This is a genomic window from Serratia sp. 25CWL12 (genome assembly GCF_055790885.1).
Map to the genome: position 1 here is coordinate 4004300 of NZ_CM147698.1, position 20992 is coordinate 4025291.

Consider the following 20992-nt stretch of genomic DNA (forward strand, 5'->3'; position numbering starts at 1 on the left):
GAGTTGCTTGTAGGCGGCCAGCGATGGAATCCTTAAATAGCTGCCCCTAATACTGCGACACCTTTGCCTGACCGTGCTTCCTGCCAGGGAATGGACTTACCGTTTTCATAAAGATTTAGTCATTGCCACATCGAAGCCATCGGCGACGATATCGCCGTTAAGAGAGTGACAGCCCCAAAAATAACTCGCATAATGACAACACGAATGACACCACACGGTGGGATGATAATGAGTACAGTCCACTTCAGAATCGATGAAGAGACCAAACGCTTGGCGATGCAAGCAGCGGAAAGACAGAGAACGACTCTGACAGAGGTGATGCGCCGGCGAGCAGAAGAACTGGCCGAGGAGGAGCGTCGTTATCAAAACAGTGAACATGATGGCTGGTTGGAGCAGCAAATAATGGAAGCGTTCAGCCGCTATGATGGCGGTGAAGGCGATTTTATCAGCAACGATGAAATGAATAGCCACATGAATGAGCTGAAAATGCAGGCAGCGCGGGGCAAACTGTGACATCAGTTGTTCAGTGGGAAAAACAGGCACAGGCAGACCGCGAGACTATCTTCCGTTACCTGTACCAAGAAGCGGGTCTATCCATAGCCAGCGCCACAGATGACAAGTTCGTCGGCATGGCGAATATCCTTCAGGATAATCTGTTGGCAGGGGTAAAAGCAGGAAATACCGAGAAACAGCGCAAACTGGTGGTTCCACGCTTCCCGTTTATTATCGTCTATGTCGTTGAAGGGAGTGTTGTTCGGGTTCTTCGAGTACTACACACCTCCCGGAAAATAGCTGGATGGTATAGCAAAAGCTAGCTAGCTAACTCGCTCTCTGTGAATAAATGGGGATAAGTGCCCACGCAACCTGCTGGATAGCATAAGGAATATGTTCATCCAGCGCCAAATATCTCATGCCCAGGGCCTCAAAGAATTATTGTTGGACAAAATGGTGAGGCTTACTATACGAATAATCACTATCAGACGTTCACAAGATTAGGTAATGATACTATGAGTTTGTTTATATTTTCAGATAAATCATTATGTTATGGAAATGATGAGGTTTTTATCGCCAGGGTGGACCCTACCATTGCTGATACTGATGAGTTGTTAAAATCTCTTTATTACTTACTTTGGCTCCCTGGATATTTTGGGCTCAACTGGAATTCTCTCTATGATTGCTTACGTAACTTAGATTGGATTAGTGAAAATAAAGTAATGATCATACATGAGTCATTACCGAATATTCCTGATGCTGACTTATGTATATATTTAGAGGTATTAAAAAACTCTGTCTTGGATTGGAAAAATGATGAGGGGCATCAACTGGAGATCGTTTTCCATGAGAAAGATAAAAAAGCAATCGAACGGTTACTACCATCTTGCTGATTCGGTAAACAGAATTAAGACTCCCGGCCAAACTGGACGGGGTTCCAACATCTAAACCCTAAATCGGACTACATTCAAACCCAATCCGACGGATCATGGTTATGAAACAAATCTGGACTATTTTTAATGCACAGTGAAAATGAGTTTTATGTATGTCGAGTCTGTGGATCTGAGCAGTCAGATCCTCCTTGGGGGGATGATGGAAAGAACCCGACTTTTAATATATGTGATTGTTGTGGCGTTGAATTTGGCTATGAGGATGCAACGTTAACAGGAATAAAACGGTATAGAGAGAAGTGGCTTACTAGCCCGGCGGTGAGTCCTTACTTCGAGGCGTTCTTCCAGGAACAGATTGCAAGTGGGCGCTACAACAATACCAGTGAGGTTATCCAAGCCGGACTTCGCGCACTGGAGGAACGGGAGCAACAGATAAAATTGGAATCACTACTAAAAGCGGTCAGTGCAGGTATAAACAGCGGTGAAAGTAAAGAAGCGGAATCGGTGTTTAACCGACTGACACGTCAATACCGCTGTATGGCAGAAGGTAAGAAGAACGAATGAAGCTGAATTTATCGCCACTGGCGGAGCATGACATCGAAGCCATAGGCGACTATATCGCCTAGAATAATCCGTTAAGGGCACTGAACTTTACCGAGGAGTTATATCGGCAATGCCTGCAGATAAGTGAAACGGAGCCAGAGATATCAATGTGCTTTTCCCAGAGTCGTCGGAAGAAACGCAAAAAGTTCCGCGATAAATACCCTAAAGGGAGTCCCACTATGAATTATTTTCCAGAAAAATATCATGCATGGAGCCGGAGTGTTATCGGTAAAAAACTCTACGGTGTTAATGGATTGATATATTTTTTTGAAACTCCTGACTTGGAGCATCCTCAACAGTTACAGTTAATTTTCTCTGGTATCAATCAGGATATTAGCTTTCGCTGTGGAAAAGATGGTTCAACGCTTGCGTTGACTGAATTACCTATGCAAGAAAGTGATCTTGGTGAATATGGTAAAGAAGTGCTCATGAGCATGGCAGACACGTACTTATTTTACCGATATATTGGGAAGGTAGTGTCAAAAGTTTTGGTGATTCACTCTGATACAGAAAAAGCCATTATCGGTATAAAGTTAGTTTTTGATAGTGACCTTGATTTAATTATCATTAACTTAGGTGATGAACTAAACATCCTTGACTCTCTTTCATTACCCTATGAGCAGCAGGAAAGGATCAGTTATTGTGAAATATTTACTTAAGCATCTACAGCCCCTATGTGTAAATCTAAGCCCTACAGCACCCGGATAATCCCCAGAGCAGCGGAAAGACAGAGAACGAGTCTGACTGACAAAAGTGATGCGCCAACGAGCAGAAGAACAGGCCGAGGAGGAGCGGTAAATCTCCGAATCCCAAACGGCCCCCGAAAACACCATGGATACCTTCTTATCTATTAAAACATATCAAATATGCAGATTTGATATATTAAAACTAATCAACTTTGAACTATTGCGATTATTTTGATATGCTTTGATATATATTTATTAATTGTCGATATAGTAAAACATATCAAATATGAATTATATAACCGAGCAAATACTGAAAAACTTAAGAGAAGCGCGTGTGCGCAAGGGATTTAGCCAAAGAGAGCTAAGCGCCCGCTCTGGTGTGCCGCAGAGCCATATCTCGAAAATCGAATCGGGTGGTGTTGACCTAAGGGTATCCAGTTTGATTACTCTGGCGCGCGTGCTCGACTTGGAACTGTTTGTTGCACCCAAAAAATCTGTGCCGGCCATTAAGTCAATTATTCGCAGCGCCGAAGGTAATCAGGATGAGGGGGAACAAGTATCTCCAGCCTATCGCTTGGATGAAGACTCAGATGAGTAACAATGTATCCACACTGAATGTGCTGCTCTATGGCGAGCCTATCGCGACGATCACCCATGTCGGCAATGAAAAAACGCTTTATTGATGATAATAGTTTAATAAATATTGCCAACCGCGAAGTACCACAAGTATAAATATAAAAAAACCCAGCGAGCTCTATACTCACCGGGTATAATAAGGCCATTCTATTTTCTTAGCCAAACAAGAGTTAATATTTATCAATATTACTCCCGCATTATTTATATTTATCGGTTTCCCTAGTGTTAGCCTATTTTGAGTCTACTTTATAAACCCGGCTTGTATATACGTACTTATTACGTACTCATTAGACTCCAGTTTCCCTTGATGCTTCAGATATGTTAATGTATGCTGAAAAACCACACTAAACCAATGGATGGTAGCCGATGTCTTATTATATTAAAAACTCGTTGGAAGAACTCATACCTTATCTCGAAATGACTGATGTCCCCTGGGGTATCAAGGATCTTGAGTCCGTCAATGTTTATGTCAATGCTGCTGGGGCAAGAATGCAGAATCTCCCCCGTGGCTATGACATTGTAGGAAGACTTGACCAAGAAGTTCCAGCCGACTGGAGTGAATTGGCTGATGACTACACGACTCAGGATCTTATGGTCATGCAGACAAAGAAAGATGTCCCGGTTATAGAAACCAGCACTTGGTATGGACATTCTCATCTTTCTACCTATATCGGTGATAAGTATCCTATTTTCCGTGGTGATACTGTGGTAGGGACTATCTGGTCTTCACGCCCCTTCCAATTACTAACCCCGATGAACTATTTCAAAAGTGAAAAAGCCCGGTTCATCAGTTCATTAGCCCCCAACGATACCTTTACGCCAACAGAGCTGAAAGTCATATTTTTCTTGATACAGCGACATTCAGCCAAAGAAATATCTCGAATTTTAGATATTGCCCCCAGAACCATTGAGCGACATATTTATTCAATATATCAAAAAGCAGAAGTATCCAGTCTGCATCAGTTTATTGAGTATGCTTTGGTTATTGGCCTGGACTGCTATATACCAGAAGATTTTATTGTGAGAGGCATTAAGTTTATTTGAGGGTAATAGAGTGTCAAAAGAAATAGATGAATATGCATTAAAACGCGTCCCTCGTAATGGACGCTTACCTTTCATTGGTGTTGCTCTTGTTCATGCTGGTATGCTCACGGCACTGGATCAGTTTATGTTAGGGGCAGCGTTAGGGCATGGCATGTCGATTTTTGATGCCTATACCGCGATTTTGATTGCCAGTATCATCTGCGGTGTTCTGACCTATGGTATGGGCGTTGCCGGTATGAAAGAGGGCATGTCCTGTAGTTTGTTGGCAAGATGGTGTGGCTTTGGTCGTATTGGCTCTGCACTGATAGGTATCGTTATCGCCATCAGTTTAATGGGTTGGTTTGGCATTCAAACCGCGATATTTGGCAAGTCGCTGGATTTTGCCTTCGGTGGGCATCTTGGTTTTAAAGTTTCGGCGGCCATCGCCGGTATCTTATTAACTCTGTTGGTTTCTATTGGATTTAAAGCCCTGCGGTGGATAGCGAAATTTGCCATCCCACTGTTTATCGCCGCCATTTGTTATCTCTCATTTATCACTCTTTCAGGGCATGATATTCCAGCATTGATACAAGCCCAGCCAAGCGGTGAAGTGATTAGCATCAGTTCCGCTATCACCATTATCATCGGCTCCTACACAGTGGCAGCCTTGACAACACCGGATATCACACGTTATCTCAGCAGTAAAAAGCAAGTGCTGGGTGTATCGCTTATCACCATCATTGTGGGTGAGTTTATTGTGAATGGGCTGGCGATTACCCTGGCGCGCTGCATTAATTCTGCGGATGTGGTAACCATTATGTCCACGGCGGCTGGCGGGGTAGGTTTATTGATTGTGATTTTCTCAACCCTGCGTGTTAATGACCTTAACCTTTACTCGTCTTCCCTGGGGTTGGCAAATGCGGTTGAGTGCCTGTTTGGCATTAAACTTAACTATGTCATCACCACATTGTGCATTGGCGCGGTTGGAACAACCTTGTCCATTATGGGTATTCTGGATCGGTTCATTGACTTCCTGGAACTGATGGGCATTCTGTTCCCCCAATTGTCGGCATTATGCTGGTTGAATTCTATTTTGTACGAACCTATAAACAAGTGTTGGACAATTCCCGCATTACAGAAACGCTACCTGATCAGGAGAATACCCCTAATATCGTCTGGCCCGGCATCCTCGGATGTGTATTCGGGGCTACTATCGGGTTTGTCATTACTGTGGGGGTTCCTGCCATCAACGCGTTAGTTGCAGCCAGTCTGTTTTACTATGTTGTCACCGTGCTTTTATACCGATATAAGCTGATGAATAGACCATTGCAGCTTGACTGACTATTTGCGTTAAATAGTTTGACGATATGATTAATCTTGGGCTCAGTAATGGGCCCATTTTATTGCCACTCACCAACACCCAGAGCGAACGGGAGAAGTAGAGAGTCGCGTTACTGTATGGAGGAAGCCCCTGAAATAGGGTGCTAAGCCTACTGGCGAAAAGAACGAGACATTAAAAATACCCAAAAAAAACTGATCCCGATTAAAGGATCAGATGCCAAATTGGCCAACACCAGGGAAATCTTCTAAGAAAATTCCTAAACATTGTTGTAAATCACTGGTCACTTGTCAATCCGTTTTCCTCCCCAATCACGCAATAAGGTACTAAATGCCTATTTTTTATCCATTAGTAATCAACCACAACGTCCGTCACTTCATCCCCACTTAACCTTAGAAATATTGCTGAGGCTGGTTACTTCGCTGGCAGGGGTACCGTCATCGGCTCACAAGGGTGGCAGCACGACCAGTTAATACTGAACACCACTGAAGAAAGAGGCGTCATCAAAATCAAACGGGGCCTTATGGTGACCCGCCTTGAGCGCTGAACCAATAACAAAGTCACCGAACTCGCCTGAACGACAGGCCCCTTTTTGCCTGAACTTTCGTTATACTGAGCACATCAAATTTTTTCGGGATTCCTTATGGAAAAGCAATATGCGCGTCTGGTGCAGTCTGCTGCTTTAGCTGCTACCACGGTTGCATCTGTTTTGCTGTTAATAAAAATATTGGCCTGGTATCTCACTGGCTCGGTGAGCTTGCTGGCGGCCTTGGTAGACTCATTGGTTGACATCGCCGCTTCAGTGACCAACCTACTGGTGGTGCGTTATTCCCTGCAACCGGCGGATGCCAAACATGCTTTCGGTCATGGTAAAGCGGAGTCGCTGGCGGCGCTGGCGCAAAGCATGTTCATCTCTGGTTCTGCCCTGTTTCTGTTTCTTACCGGTTTTCAGCATCTGTATGCCCCACAACCGCTTAATTCTCCGGGCATCGGTGTGATTGTTACGGTAATTGCCCTGGTGAGCACCCTGGTTCTGGTGTCTTACCAACGTTGGGTGGTGAGAAAAACCCGTAGCCAGGCGGTACGTGCCGATATGTTGCACTATCAGTCAGATGTTTTGATGAACAGTGCCATTCTGGTGGCTCTGGGGCTCAGTTGGTACGGGTTCCACCGGGCAGATGCTCTGTTTGCTCTAGGCATTGGGGTTTATATTCTTTATAGCGCGCTACGTATGGCCTATGAGGCAGTGCAATCGTTGCTGGACCGCGCCTTGCCAGAGGATGAGCACCAGGCAATTATTGATGTGGTCTCTTCCCGCCCTGGCGTCACGGGTGCGCACGACCTGCGGACTCGGCAATCTGGGCCCACACGCTTTATTCAATTACATCTGGAAATGGACGATGACTTGCCGTTGGTACAGGCACACAACATTGTCGAAGAGATTGAGCAGGCGCTATTGCAGCGTTTCCCGGGGGCGGATGTGATTATCCACATGGATCCTTGGTCTGTCGTACCACCAGGCCAACAAGGCAAGTGGGAACTATAATCAAGCTATCTGAGTCTTACCTAATGCTCTACTGGGCTATTAGGTTTATCTATTAGTCAAGCTGTTGTGAATTGCGTAATATTGATCTATCCCAGGCTATCACATAAGACTCTTACCTTGATATTGTGTGACCTGAATCAATTCAGCTAGGTGTTTTTGCTATAAAATCGAGCAATAAAAGCCGTAAACCGGGTTTTTTCGTCAGTGACGAGTACCAGGGTAGCTGGCGAAGACAGAATCCTTAAAAAATTGCATTAATCAGTTCAGAGGTAGTCATGATCAAAAAAATCGGTGTACTGACAAGTGGCGGCGATGCCCCAGGTATGAATGCGGCCATCCGTGGCGTGGTGCGTGCTGCGTTGTCAGAAGGTCTGGAAGTATTCGGTATTTACGATGGCTACCTTGGTTTGTACGAAGACCGCATGGAACAACTAGACCGCTTTAGCGTGTCCGACATGATTAACCGTGGCGGTACCTTTCTAGGTTCGGCACGTTTCCCGGAATTCAGAGATGAAAACGTACGTGCCAAGGCGATCGAAAACCTGAGAAAGCACGGTATTGATGCCCTGGTGGTTATTGGTGGTGACGGTTCCTATATGGGGGCAAAACGCCTGACAGAAGAGGGGTTCCCTTGTATTGGCCTGCCAGGAACTATCGATAATGACGTGGCTGGAACTGACTATACCATTGGTTACTTCACCGCATTGGAAACCGTGGTGGAAGCGATTGACCGCCTGCGGGATACTTCTTCATCCCACCAGCGTATTTCCATTGTGGAAGTGATGGGTCGTTACTGTGGCGATCTGACCCTGGCTGCAGCGATTGCGGGCGGCTGTGAGTTTATCGTGTTGCCAGAAACCGAATTCAACCGTGATGATTTGGTTGATGAAATTCAAGCCGGTATCGACAAAGGTAAGAAACACGCCATTGTGGCGATCACTGAACACGTCTGTGATATTGATGAGCTGGCGCGTCATATCGAGGAGAAAACCCAGCGTGAAACCCGAGCCACTGTGCTGGGCCATATTCAACGTGGTGGTTCACCGGTCGCTTATGACCGTATCCTGGCTTCCCGCATGGGGGCGTATGCCATCGATTTACTGGTACAAGGCTATGGTGGTCGCTGTGTCGGTATCCAGAACGAGAAAATGGTACACCATGATATCGTAGATGCGATCGAAAACATGAAACGTCCATTCAAAGGCGATTGGCTGGAAACGGCAAAGAAACTTTATTGATCCCTCCTCAAGCGAATTGCTGTCAAAGAGCCCCAGTTTTGGACTGACCCCATAAAGTTGGAAAGTTCATGTTAAGCGGTTTTCAGGGCCTGGGTTCGGTATTCTACGAACTCAGGTGTTGTTTTCAGAAGACGATTGCATCAATTATCGAGAGTCCATTGCACCCAAGGAAGCAGCTACTACGGAACGATGTTTGCGTTCTGCGATGCAACAGCTCGTGGATAATACGGTCGACCGATCCCGACAAGCGACTCTCTTTATTGTTGATTGATAACCTGACTTTGTCCGCCACTATCGTTGCGCTTGGCCTATTACATCGCAACACTGAAATCCATGGCTTGGCGTAAGAAACTGGTGATGCAAGAGGAGCGAGCGCAAGGCACCACTACCAGTGCATCAACCCGTTTCAGTCCGCAGGTGAATAACGATACCTACGGACTGAGCTTAATCATTGTTAATGGCGGTTACGTACCAACTGATACCGACGGGTCAGATATTCGACAGGGACACTCCAGATATGGACAAGTCGTGAGAATGGGAACAGTACAAACAGCGTTAGTCCCAGCACAATATGCAATTTGAAAATCAGTGCAACATCCGTCAGATAGGCTGATGCACCGGTGTGAAACGTCGCAATTGATTGTGCCCAACCGACCAATTTCATCATCTCACTGCCGTCCATATGCTGAGCTGAAAACGGTATACTCAGCAATCCCAGACTAACTTGCACCACCAACAGCACCAAGATCAAAATATCAACCGGGGTACTTGTTGCCCTGATTCGTGGATTGGTCAGCCTCCTGCGCAGTAGCAAGACGCCGCCAATCAGCATTATGATGCCGCAAGCGCCGCCGGCGATCATCGCCATCTTTTGTTTTATCTCTATGGGTAAAAAGGATTCATACATCCAATGTGGGGTCAACATACCCAGCACATGACCAAAGAATATGCCCAAAATACCAATGTGGAATAAATTAGACGCTAGACGTACCCCCTTTTTATCCAACATCTGGCTGGAGCCTGCACGCCAGCTATATTGGCCATAATCGTAGCGTAACCAACTCCCCAACAAGAAAATGATCAGTGCCAGATAAGGATAAATCTCAAAAAAGAATTTATTCAAAAAGTTCATAATCTGACTCCTTTATCATCCGTTGCCGCATTGTACTGAACCGCTTTTTTTGCCTCTGATGCGGACTGAATATTGAGATATTGCGGCAGTACAACATCGGAAATGCCCTTTTGGTGACGTCCCTGTTGAGCCGAGGAGCAGCCTTCCGTGCCGAGAAATTTCACTTGCTCCTCTTCCCATACGGCGTCCAACGCCTTGGGTGTGTCGTCACGGGTTTCTCCCGCCACTTTATCATCAAGATTCTCACTGTGAATATCGCTGCCTGACAGGGCTAATAGCAAATCAAACAACTGAGCATATTTGCTATCGCGCTGGTGTAGACGCGCTCCCAAGAGTGCCAGAATTGGCGCGATATCCTGTAAACCTAATGTGATTTCAGCTGCAGGCTGACTAACCAGATACTCAAGATAAAGTGGTAGAAAATCTGGTAACTCTTTACAGTCGAGCATCAACCCTGCACGTTGATACTGTGCCATGAGGTCTACCATGGCTTGACCACGATCTCGTGATTCGCCATGCACATGTTCAAACAATAACAGCGAGGTGGCGCGGCCACGATCGAACAGAGCACAATAGTCCGCCTGGCAATCAAGCAGTTCGCCACCACACAATGTACTGATGAACTCTCTGAGTATTTGGCACTGTTCAGCCGTAAGTTCATCGGCCTCGGTCAATGCTTCAATCAGCTCTTGCTGGTGTAGCCACAGCTCAGCGTCCGGGTATTCCAGCAAGCGGGAAATGATACGCAAACTCATCATAATTGGCCCCCCTGATCCGTCTTCTTGGTCACATCAACGGCATCAATACGGCGGCTATTAAACAAGTTGAAGCGACTGTCACTACCATGACAACCATCACCAAAACTGAAACCACAACCTTTGCTTTCAGGGAATGCATCACGGGCAATTTCGCGGTGACTGGATGGGATAACAAAACGGTCCTCATAATTGGCAATCGCCAGATAGCGGTACATCTCCTGCACCTGCACTTCTGTTAGTCCAACCGCCTCTAACGCACGGAGATCATTTTTTCCTTCAACCATTTCGGCCCGCTTATAGTGCCGCATTGCCATCATTCGTTTTAGCGCCATTAATACCGGCTGGGTATCACCTGCGGTCAATAAATTGGCCAGATATTGTACTGGAATACGCAGGCTTTCTACATCAGGTAGAACGCCGTTATGTGGCAGAGCACCTGAATCTGCCGCTGACTGAATCGGCGACAATGGCGGGACATACCATACCATCGGTAAAGTCCGATATTCAGGATGTAGAGGGAGTGCAAGTCTCCACTCCACGGCCATTTTGTACACTGGCGAGCGCTGTGCTGCGTCAATCACACTGGCTGGAATTCCGTCTTTCTCTGCTTGGGCAATGACCTCAGGATCGTTAGGGTCGAGGAAGATATCCAATTGCCGTTGATAAAGATTTTTTTCATCTACTTCTGACGCCGCCTGTTCAATTGCATCAGCGTCATACAACAGCACTCCCAGATAGCGAATGCGCCCAACGCAAGTTTCAGAACAAACCGTTGGTTCACCAGATTCAATGCGTGGATAACAGAAAATACACTTCTCAGACTTACCACTTTTCCAGTTAAAATAGATTTTCTTATATGGGCAACCAGTCAGGCACATACGCCAACCTCGGCATTTATCCTGATCAATCAAAACAATACCATCTTCAGCCCGCTTATAAATTGCACCACTTGGGCAGGTCGCCACACAGGCGGGATTGAGGCAATGCTCACATAACCGTGGTAAATACATCATGAAGGTATGTTCAAATTGCCCATACATCTCCTTCTGCATGTGGGCGAAATTCTGATCTTTGGAACGTTTTGAAAACTCTCCGCCGAGAATTTCCTCCCAGTTAGGGCCGTTCTCGATTTTCTCCATCCGTTGACCGGTGATCAGTGACCGCGGACGAGCAACCGGTTGATGTTTTCCTGCGGGCGCGTTATGTAAGTGCTGGTAATCAAAATCAAAGGGTTCGTAATAGTCATCCAATGCTGGCACATCTGGGTTAGCAAAGATCTTGGATAAGACACCGACCCTCCCCCCATACGCGGTGCCAACTTGCCATTAATTTTGCGGATCCAGCCTCCCTTCCATTTATCCTGATTTTCCCAGTCATGCGGATAGCCCAGACCAGGTTTGCTCTCGACGTTGTTAAACCAGGCATATTCCATACCTTCACGACTGGTCCAGACATTTTTGCAGGTTACCGAACAGGTATGGCAACCAATACACTTATCCAGATTCAGAACCATGCCAACTTGTGAGCGGATTTTCATAGTTTGCCCCCGGTTTTACTCGCTTTCTGCGGTTCATCATCCAGCCAATCGATATTATTCATCTTTCGCACTACCACGAATTCGTCACGATTAGACCCTACCGTGCCGTAGTAGTTAAAGCCGTAGGCCAATTGTGCATATCCCCCAATCATATGGGTCGGTTTTGGGCTGATACGGGTGACCGAATTATGGATACCGCCACGCTGACCAGTGATCTCAGAGCCTGGGATGTTAATGATGCGTTCTTGTGCGTGATACATCATGGTCATACCTGATGGAATACGCTGGCTGACCACCGCACGAGCAGTTAATGCCCCATTGCTGTTAAATGCCTCGATCCAGTCGTTATCTTCGATCATCAACTCTTTAGCATCATCTTCACTCAACCAGACAATTGGGCCGCCCCTCGATAGGGTCAACATCAATAAGTTGTCACTGTAAGTGGAGTGAATCCCCCACTTCTGATGAGGCGTCAGGAAATTAAGGGCTTTCTCCGGATTACCGTTTGGCTTTTTATTCAATAAAGGCTGCGCCGCACGAGTATCAATCGGTGGGCGATAGCACAACAAACTCTCACCAAAGGCACGCATCCATTCATGATCTTGATAAAGCTGCTGACGGCCGGAAAGGGTGCGCCAGGGAATCAACTCATGAACGTTGGTGTAGCAGGCATTGTAAGAAACATGTTCATCTTCCAGACCTGACCAGGTTGGGCTGGAGATGATTTTGCGTGGTTGAGCCTGAATATCACGGAAGCGAATCTTTTCATCTTCTTTGTTTAAGGCCAGATGTGCATGTTCACGACCGGTCAGTTGCTCTAATGCTCGCCAGGCTTTTACCGCGACTTGCCCGTTAGTCTCTGGTGCCAGTGATAAAATCACTTCCGCGGCATCAATGGCCGTGTCAATTTTTGGCCGTCCGGCCGCAGGACCATCAGCGTTGGTATGATTCAATTGTTTAAGGAAATCGACTTCAGTCTGGGTATTCCAGTTGATTCCCTTGCCACCATTTCCTAATTTTTCCAACAATGGCCCCAGTGCGGTAAAACGGGCATAGGTTGCCGGATAATCTCGTTCGACCACCATAATATGAGGCGCGGTTTGACCTGGGATCAGCTCACATTCTCCTTTTTTCCAGTCCTTAACACCGTAGGGCTGTGCCAGTTCAGCGGGTGAATCATGTTGGATAGGTAAGGTCACCACATCGGTTTCCTGACCTAAATGCCCGACACAAACCCGTGAAAAGCTTTCGGCGATACCTTTGTAGATATCCCAGTCACTTTTAGACTCCCATGCTGGATCCACGGCCGCCGACAACGGGTGAATAAACGGGTGCATATCCGAGGTATTCATGTCGTCTTTTTCATACCACGTCGCGGTGGGTAAAATGATATCTGAGTAGAGGCAAGTGCTGGACATCCGAAAATCTAATGTCACAACCAGATCCAACTTACCTTCAGCTCCATTATCCTGCCACTCCACTTCTTCTGGCTTCACTCCCCCCTGTAGGCCAAGGTCCTTACCTTGAATGCCATTTTCTGTGCCCAGTAAGTATTTCAGCATGTACTCATGCCCTTTACCGGAAGAACCCAATAGGTTAGAGCGCCAGACAAACAGGTTTCTTGGGAAGTTTTGTGGGTCATCAGGTTGTTCGGCGGCAAATCGTAGTGATCCGTTTTTAAGACTCTCGACGGTGTATTCAACGGGGGTCTTATCCGCTTGTTGCGCGTGAGTAGCAATGGTCAACGGGTTACAGTTGAGTTGTGGGGCTGAGGGTAACCAACCCATCCGTTCAGCGCGAACATTCAGATCAATTAGGCTTGGGCTAAAGCGAGAGCTATCTGCCAGCGGGGAGAGCATCTGGGTGGTACTGACGGTCTCATAACGCCACTGGCTGGAGTGGTTGTAGAAAAATGAGGTCCCATTCATATGGCGTGGTGGGCGCTGCCAATCGAGACCAAATGCCAGAGGTAACCAGCCAGTCTGTGGTCGCAATTTTTCTTGCCCGACATAGTGCGCCCAGCCCCCCCACTTTGCCCGACACAACCGCAGAAGATCAGCATGTTAATCAATGCGCGGTAGGTCATATCCATGTGATACCAGTGGTTGATACCGGCACCAACAATAATCATTGAACGGCCGTGTGTCTTCTCGGCGTTATCAGCAAACTCACGGGCAATACGAATAATATCCTGACGCGCCACACCAGTAATCTTCTCAGCCCAGGCTGGGGTATAGGCTTTGATATCATCATAACTATTGGCGGTATTCGCATCGTGCAAACCACGATCAAGACCATAATTAGCCATCATCAGATCATAAACGCTGGTGATCAGTGCTTCACTACCATCGGCTAATTGCAACCGCTTTACTGGCAGCTTATGTTGCAGAACTTCTTCCAAGGCAACACTTTGGAAATTCTCACTGATTTCGCCGCCAAAATAGGGGAAACCGACACTGACGATATCATCGTGCTGCCCTAGTAAACTGAGTTGCAGTGAGACTTCCTGTTGTGTTTTTCCATCGCGCTGTTCAAGATTCCATTTACCTTTCTCACCCCAACGATAACCGATAGAACCTTGTGGTGCGACTAATTGCCCACTATTGCTATCTATAGCAATGGTTTTCCATTCAGGATTATTTTCCTCGCCAAGGTTATCCACCAAATCGGCGGCCCGCAGCAAACGCCCAGCGGCGTAATATCCTGCATCGCGAGGTTCAAGCAGAACCAGCATCGGCATATCGGTATACTGCCGCATGTATTCAACAAAATAGCTGCTTTGTCGTTGTAGATGGAACTCATTGAGGATCACATGGCCCATCGCCATTGCCATGGCGCTGTCGGTTCCTTGTTTCGGATTCAGCCACTGATCGCACAATTTCGCCACTTCTGCATAATCTGGTGTCACCGCTACCGTCTTGGTACCTTTGTAACGGACTTCCGTAAAGAAGTGAGCATCAGGCGTCCGGGTCTGTGGAACGTTAGACCCCCAGGCAATGATATAAGATGAGTTGTACCAATCGGCGGATTCCGGAACATCTGTTTGCTCGCCCCAAGTCATCGGCGATGCGGGTGGCAAATCACAATACCAATCATAGAAACTGAGACAAACGCCGCCGATTAGCGAGAGGTAACGCGAGCCAGCTGCATAAGAGACCATTGACATTGCTGGAATGGGGGAGAAACCGATAATCCGGTCTGGCCCATACTGTTTGGCGGTGTATACGTTAGCCGCTGCAATCAATTCATTCACTTCTTGCCAGCTGGAACGGACAATCCCCCCGCGACCACGGGCTTGCTTGTAGCTTTTTGTTTTTACGCTGTCACCGACAATTGAAGCCCATGCCTCTACTGGGTCACTGTGCAGTGCTTTAGCTGCACGCCACAGTTGTAACAGGTTCTTACGCATCATCGGGTATTTCAACCGGTTGGCACTGTATAAATACCAAGAATAACTGGCCCCCCGTGGGCAACCTCTGGGTTCATGATTAGGTAAATCCGGGCGAGTGCGGGGATAATCGGTTTGCTGGGTCTCCCAAGTGACCAGACCATTTTTGACATAAATTTTCCAGCTACATGAGCCAGTGCAATTCACACCATGGGTAGAACGCACAATTTTATCATGCTGCCAACGACTGCGATAACCGTCCTCCCAATCACGATTGGTGTCGAGTGTCTGGCCGTATCCCTGTGCGAAAGGCTCAGCAAGTTGTTTAAAATACCGAAATCTGTCAAGAAATTTGCTCATTCGGGGATCTCCTGATTAAGGGCATAATGACCCTGCTCATTTTTATAAGAGGACTGACATTGCTCAATATGGTGGCTAAATTTTTTATCATCCTGATTAATTTTACTTTTTTGTCGCCATTCCCTTGTTGAGTTTTCGACCATACACACACCAGGTGATCAATACGCAGACCACATAAAAAACCACGAAGATTTTCATTGCGCCGGTCGGTGACCCGGTCAAAGCTAACGACGTACCAAATGACTTGGGGATAAAGAAACCACCGATGGCACCAATAGCGGAGATAAAGCCCAATGCCGCCGCGGACTCTCGTACAGCATCGTGCTGCGCCTGTTCATCACTACCACCTGCTTTGAGCACCCTATCGATAGTCAGTTTGCGGAAAATCACCGCTATCATCTGAAACGTCGACCCACTGCCCAACCCTGCAGTCAGGAACAACATCATAAAGATGCCAAAAAAGGCGAAGAACGAGCCGCTAGAGGTCGCACTTGGTAAGGCCAAGAAGAGCAAAGCTGCAAATATTGCCATCAGAATAAAATTAACTAGGGTGACGCGAATACCGCCAAAGCGATCTGACAGTCCCCCGCCCATCGGACGCGCTAATGCCCCGAGTAAAGGACCGAAGAAGGCGTAATGCAGAATGCTAACGTCAGGAAATTGTGTTTTTGCCAACATGGCAAAACCGGCAGAGAAGCCAATGAATGATCCAAATGTTGCCAGATATAGCACCGATAAAATCCACAGATGTCCACGTTTTAGAACAGGTAACTGTTGGGCGATTGAGGCTTTCGAAGTTGATAGGTCATTCATGCCAAACCAGGCCATTACACTGAAAATTAGCAAGAATGGGATCCAAATATAGGCGGAATTTTGCAACCACAGTTGGCTGCCATCAGCCTGAGGATAGCCACCTCCCGCAAAGGTGCTGAATACCCCAACCGAAATCGCAATAGGAGCGATAAGTTGCATGACACTGACACCGAGATTACCTAATCCCCCATTGATACCCAGAGCTCCTCCCTGCTTCGCTTTCGGAAAGAAGAAACTGATATTGGCCATACTGGATGCAAAGTTCGCTCCAGCGAAACCACACAGTAATGAGATCAATACAAATGTTCCATACGAGGTCGTGCTGTCTTGTACCGTGATACCTAACCATAAGCAGGGAACAATCAGAAACAGCGTACTGATAGCGGTCCAGCGGCGCCCACCAAATACCGGAATAACAAACGAGTAAGGGATTCGTAACAATGCACCCGAAACGGAAGGTAAGGCTGTCAGCATAAATAATTGGTCGGTAGAGAATTTAAAACCCACTTTATTCAGATTCACCGCGACGGCACTGAATAACATCCAGACACAGAAGCTGAGTAGTAGCGCAGGAACTGAAATCCACAGATTCCTGCGGGCAACATGCTGTCCCACTTGTTGCCAGAATTGCGGATCTTCAGGATGCCACTGTTGTATTGACCGCCCTCCGGGTAGTTTTGCCGGAATAGCTGAAGAAGATGAATTGGTTAGAGGAGACGAAGAGTGCGACATACAAACCTCAATCAGAGTGATCATAAACGGAAGCAACGTGCCACATTAGGCACCAGAGACCGTTTAAAATTTGATTTACATCAAGAGGAAGTGAGGTTAACTTTTAGCCACCAATACCCATATATCATTTGTAGGTAGTGCTATTTTCGCAAAATATGACGTATTTTCATTTAATTGGCACTGCTTTTTTTTTATCTGTGTGCAGTATTCTGCCCACAGGCTATTAGGGAGTACTCCCTATTGGTTATGTGGTAATGGCTCTAGATGATGAAGAATATCTCTTAATCTTCCTATTGTAGGGTATTCCCCTCCTTCAGCCACAGGGATTTTTGATGAGTGAACAAGACGCTGCTACCATCTTGCTGATTGATGATCACCCGATGCTAAGAAACGGTATTAAACAATTAATTAGCATAGCTCCGGGGCTATCCGTTGTAGGTGAGGCCTGTAATGGAGCAGAAGGTATTGTGCTGGCAACCAGCCTTGATCCTGACCTAATCATTCTGGATTTGAATATGCCGGGTATGAATGGTTTGGAAACTTTGGATAAATTACGCCAACAACCTCTATCTGGCCGAATTGTGATATTTACTGTTTCTAACCATCAAGAGGATGTCATCAGTGTGCTAAAGCGCGGTGCTGATGGTTATTTGTTAAAGGATATGGATCCTGAGAATTTGTTAGTGGCGCTGTATGATGCGGCAGCTGGACAGATGGTTATCAGTGATACTTTGATGTCGATACTAGCGAGTAATTTGCGTGAAAATAGCACTGATGCTGAACGCGATATCAATACACTAACCTCACGTGAGCAAGATGTCTTGCAACTTATCGGGAAAGGGCTATCGAATAAATTGATCGCTAAGAAGTTATTGATTACCGACAGTACAGTCAAGGTTCATGTCAAACATCTTCTAAAAAAAATGAAATTAAAGTCACGTGTTGAAGCCGCAGTTTGGGTTGTCCAAAGTAAAACTTAACTGACTGGTATTAGACCAGTTTTTTGGGGCTTTTTTATTTTCAAGCTAATTCAGGTATGACGAATATAAACCGCCTCATCTCCCGCAGCCGACACTTTTCCTGATTGATATATTCCAGAATGGTCTAGTAGGAAATTTTTTATTCTTTAATCGCTAGCGTATTTTCTGGCAGGCTCTGTACCTAAGTTCAATCAAGTTGCAGGTAACAAGCGCGCTTATCCGAAGGGATAATGTCTGATGCTCGCTTACCTGCTGAGGCGAATCATTTTCTTGCGGAGAAATGAGCAATGCATAAGTGGGGTCTGACTATACTGCTACTGGCATCGGGTGCCATGGCTAAAGATATTCAACTGCTGAATGTTTCATATGATCCAACACGTGAGTTCTATCAGGAATATAACACGGCATTTGCTCAATATTGGCAGCAGAAGACAGGAGATAAAGTCAAGGTGCGCCAATCACACGGGGGGTCTGGCAAGCAGGCTACCTCGGTGATCAATGGTATTGACGCGGACGTGGTCACCCTGGCGTTGGCTTATGATGTGGATGCCATTGCGGAACGTGGGCATATTGATAAAGCGTGGATCAAACGGCTGCCTGATAACTCGGCCCCTTATACTTCGACCATTGTCTTCCTGGTCCGTAAGGGCAACCCAAAACAGATCCAGGATTGGGGGGATCTGGTTAAGCCTGGGGTGGCGATTATTACCCCGAACCCTAAAACCTCTGGGGGTGCTCGTTGGAATTATCTGGCGGCTTGGGGCTATGCCCTGCACCATAATCACGGGGATACCGCCAAGGCGCAGGAATTCGTGAAACAACTGTACCGCAATGTGGAAGTCTTGGATGCTGGCGCCCGTGGAGCCACCAACACCTTTGTTGAGCGCAATATGGGTGATGTGCTGATCGCTTGGGAAAATGAAGCCCTGATGGCAGCCAAACAGTTGGGTAAAGACAAGTTTGAGGTGATTACCCCCAGCGAATCGATTCTGGCAGAGCCTACGGTATCGGTGGTGGATCGGGTGGTGGATAAACGTGGCTCGCGTGATTTGGCCACGGCTTACCTGACCTACCTCTATTCAACGCAAGGGCAGACCATTGCGGCAAAAAATTACTATCGCCCGCGAAATGCTGAGGTGGCAGAAAAATTCACGCAACAGTTTCCGACGCTGAAATTGTTCACCATAGATGACACGTTTGGCGGTTGGGCAGAGGCGCAGAAAGTACACTTTGCCACAGGTGGCATATTTGATGAAATCAGCAAACGCTGAGGGTGGGTTTCCGCAATAACCCCGGCAAACCGGGGTTATTCATACTGAAGGAAATCAGGCTTTTTTCGCTGCGGCAGCGGCTTTAACGATCACGGCGAAAGCGTCTGCTTTCAGTGATGCACCACCCACCAGCGCGCCGTCGATGTCTGGTTGACCAAACAATTCTGCGGCATTTTTATCATTGACCGAACCACCGTACTGAATAATCACTTCAGCCGCCACCGCCGCATCTTGCTTGGCAATGTGGTCACGGATAAATTTATGTACTGCCTGAGCTTGCGCAGGTGTTGCAGATTTGCCGGTGCCGATCGCCCACACAGGTTCATAAGCGATAACAGTGCCTTTAAACGCTTCTGCACCTTGGGTTTTTAACACCGCATCGATTTGGCGAGCGCACACTTCTTCGGTTTTACCCGCTTCGTTCTCGGCTTCGGTTTCACCGATGCACAGCACAGGGATCAAACCCGCAGCTTTGAGCACGGCAAATTTCTCAGCGATCTGCGCATCTGTTTCTTTGTGATAAGTACGACGCTCTGAGTGACCGATGATGATGTATTGTGCACCAACATCCTTCAACATGTTGGCAGAAACTTCGCCAGTGAACGCGCCGGAGAGGTTGATATCAACGTTTTGTGCACCTAAAGCGATACGGCTACCGCCCAGCGCGTGCTTGGCAAGATCCAGATACATAACTGGTGGCGCAATAGCGACATCACAACCCTCAACACTGCTCAATTCTTTACGCAGGGCGGCGATCAGTTCGTTAACCATATGAACGCTGCCGTTAAGCTTCCAGTTACCCATAACTAATGGATGACGCATGTGTATTTCTCCAAGAAGGGGACGCTAAAGTCTAAAAACAACTGCCGGGCAGGCAGTTTACCTGTGCAGCAGTATATACTTGTCGTCATACAAATGGCATGAGGCTAGTCAACACCTTTGCAATTTCCATGACGACGAATGCATTAATGGGGTACATCGGCCTCAGATAACCTCAGCTTAATCGGTTCAACAGCGAAAGTAATCCCTTTATCGCCATCATCAGCGACCACGTAGCGAATTGCCCCAACCTGTTGCTGATAAAAGTACGACCCTTTACCCTTTTCCAGCAAGTTGTTCACTTTGACGATGCTTTCCCCCACTGTCAGCGCGGTTTCAAACTGGCGCATCAGCGCAGCCATGTAGTTAACGGCAATGGCCCGAGCGGCTTTTTCTTCATTGCCTTGTAATAGCAAATGAGTGATTTGCATGGTCTTGATTTTACCGGTGCCCTTTTCCAGCGCCGTAGAGGCGTAGAGGTTTTCATTAATCTTACTGGCGGCACGGGTGAGTAAAGGGGAATCCTTTTTGGAGGCAATAACCCGAAATTCACTGAGGGGCAGCTTTGGGTTGTCACGGTTGTATTTTTCGCGGAACCGAACCACCGTCACATCAAAGGTTGGCGCCCCCGCCTGCAGATAGGGGGCGCTCTGCGGTTCCGAGGGCGCGGCATTTTGCGGTGCCCCCCAAGCATGGCTGATCCCCAAGAACAGGCAAATAATGATGATGAACTTTTTCAGCATGGTGTG

Annotated in this window: 16 protein-coding genes and 4 pseudogenes; 13 read left to right on the forward strand and 7 right to left on the reverse strand. The window is 47.0% G+C overall.

Translation table 11 applies throughout. The annotated features are described in order from the left end of the window. Positions 1 to 228: 228 nt before the first annotated feature. The 11 genes and pseudogenes from ACX9GV_RS17410 (at position 229) to pfkA (ending at position 8453) form a co-directional block, all read left to right on the forward strand. Positions 229 to 513, forward strand: coding sequence for a damage-inducible protein J (locus ACX9GV_RS17410; protein WP_473196357.1), 285 nt, complete (start codon positions 229 to 231; stop codon positions 511 to 513). Continuing rightward, the gene (locus tag ACX9GV_RS17415; RefSeq protein ID WP_473196358.1) at positions 510 to 815 is read left to right on the forward strand and encodes a type II toxin-antitoxin system RelE/ParE family toxin; all 306 of its coding nucleotides are present in this window, start codon (positions 510 to 512) and stop codon (positions 813 to 815) included. The genes ACX9GV_RS17410 and ACX9GV_RS17415 overlap by 4 nt, the downstream gene beginning before the upstream one ends. 192 nt (positions 816 to 1007) lie before the next feature. Then, entirely contained in the window at positions 1008 to 1385 is a 378-nt protein-coding gene (locus tag ACX9GV_RS17420; RefSeq protein WP_473196359.1) for a barstar family protein, read from the forward strand. Between the two features lie 276 nt (positions 1386 to 1661). After that, positions 1662 to 1946, forward strand: a complete 285-nt coding sequence (locus tag ACX9GV_RS17425) for a type II toxin-antitoxin system ParD family antitoxin (protein ID WP_473198064.1) — start codon at positions 1662 to 1664, stop codon at positions 1944 to 1946. Then, positions 1943 to 2074 (forward strand): annotated as a pseudogene (locus ACX9GV_RS17430) (type II toxin-antitoxin system RelE/ParE family toxin); the annotation flags it as partial. The gene ACX9GV_RS17425 and the pseudogene ACX9GV_RS17430, both read left to right, overlap by 4 nt. Before the next feature lie 90 nt (positions 2075 to 2164). Further along, positions 2165 to 2644, forward strand: a complete 480-nt coding sequence (locus tag ACX9GV_RS17435) for a hypothetical protein (RefSeq protein WP_473198065.1) — start codon at positions 2165 to 2167, stop codon at positions 2642 to 2644. Positions 2645 to 2957: 313 nt separating this feature from the next. Further along, a complete protein-coding gene (locus ACX9GV_RS17440; protein WP_473196360.1) occupies positions 2958 to 3269 on the forward strand; it encodes a helix-turn-helix domain-containing protein in 312 nt (103 codons plus the stop codon). A 404-nt stretch (positions 3270 to 3673) separates the two neighbouring features. Then, entirely contained in the window at positions 3674 to 4351 is a 678-nt protein-coding gene (locus tag ACX9GV_RS17445; RefSeq protein WP_473196361.1) for a LuxR C-terminal-related transcriptional regulator, read from the forward strand. Positions 4352 to 4361: 10 nt separating this feature from the next. Further along, positions 4362 to 5671 (forward strand): annotated as a pseudogene (locus tag ACX9GV_RS17450) (purine-cytosine permease family protein). A gap of 641 nt (positions 5672 to 6312) precedes the next feature. Beyond that, positions 6313 to 7215 carry a CDF family cation-efflux transporter FieF gene (gene fieF, locus ACX9GV_RS17455; protein ID WP_473196362.1) on the forward strand — a complete coding sequence of 301 codons (903 nt, stop codon included), beginning with the start codon at positions 6313 to 6315 and terminating at the stop codon, positions 7213 to 7215. 275 nt (positions 7216 to 7490) lie between these two features. Beyond that, positions 7491 to 8453: a 6-phosphofructokinase gene (pfkA, locus tag ACX9GV_RS17460; protein WP_023490686.1), complete on the forward strand. Its 963-nt coding sequence runs from the start codon at positions 7491 to 7493 to the stop codon at positions 8451 to 8453. A 454-nt stretch (positions 8454 to 8907) separates the two neighbouring features. Here pfkA and narI read toward each other — a convergent pair whose 3' ends face one another. From narI to ACX9GV_RS17485, 5 genes and pseudogenes are all read right to left on the reverse strand, one after another. Then, positions 8908 to 9585 carry a respiratory nitrate reductase subunit gamma gene (gene narI, locus ACX9GV_RS17465; protein WP_473196363.1) on the reverse strand — a complete coding sequence of 226 codons (678 nt, stop codon included), beginning with the start codon at positions 9583 to 9585 and terminating at the stop codon, positions 8908 to 8910. Continuing rightward, positions 9582 to 10343, reverse strand: coding sequence for a nitrate reductase molybdenum cofactor assembly chaperone (gene narJ / locus ACX9GV_RS17470; RefSeq protein WP_473196364.1), 762 nt, complete (start codon positions 10341 to 10343; stop codon positions 9582 to 9584). Before narJ ends, narI begins: the two co-directional genes overlap by 4 nt. Further along, positions 10340 to 11880 (reverse strand): annotated as a pseudogene (gene narH / locus ACX9GV_RS17475) (nitrate reductase subunit beta). Before narH ends, narJ begins: the two are co-directional and overlap by 4 nt. Positions 11881 to 11978: 98 nt before the next feature. Continuing rightward, positions 11979 to 15628, reverse strand: a pseudogene (locus ACX9GV_RS17480) (nitrate reductase subunit alpha); the annotation flags it as partial. Positions 15629 to 15730: 102 nt separating this feature from the next. Beyond that, entirely contained in the window at positions 15731 to 17173 is a 1443-nt protein-coding gene (locus ACX9GV_RS17485) for a NarK family nitrate/nitrite MFS transporter (protein WP_473196365.1), read from the reverse strand. A gap of 332 nt (positions 17174 to 17505) precedes the next feature. On the opposite strand from ACX9GV_RS17485, the gene narL reads away from it, so the two are divergent. Both narL and ACX9GV_RS17495 read left to right on the forward strand, forming a co-directional pair. Beyond that, positions 17506 to 18153: a two-component system response regulator NarL gene (gene narL / locus ACX9GV_RS17490; protein ID WP_473196366.1), complete on the forward strand. Its 648-nt coding sequence runs from the start codon at positions 17506 to 17508 to the stop codon at positions 18151 to 18153. A gap of 287 nt (positions 18154 to 18440) precedes the next feature. Next, positions 18441 to 19424 (forward strand): sulfate ABC transporter substrate-binding protein, encoded by a 984-nt coding sequence (locus ACX9GV_RS17495; protein ID WP_473196367.1) that lies wholly within the window; start codon positions 18441 to 18443, stop codon positions 19422 to 19424. 54 nt (positions 19425 to 19478) lie between these two features. Here ACX9GV_RS17495 and tpiA read toward each other — a convergent pair whose 3' ends face one another. Next, positions 19479 to 20246, reverse strand: a complete 768-nt coding sequence (gene tpiA / locus ACX9GV_RS17500; RefSeq protein ID WP_023490688.1) for a triose-phosphate isomerase — start codon at positions 20244 to 20246, stop codon at positions 19479 to 19481. A gap of 143 nt (positions 20247 to 20389) precedes the next feature. Beyond that, positions 20390 to 20986, reverse strand: coding sequence for a DUF1454 family protein (locus ACX9GV_RS17505; RefSeq protein ID WP_473196368.1), 597 nt, complete (start codon positions 20984 to 20986; stop codon positions 20390 to 20392). Positions 20987 to 20992: the final 6 nt, after the last annotated feature.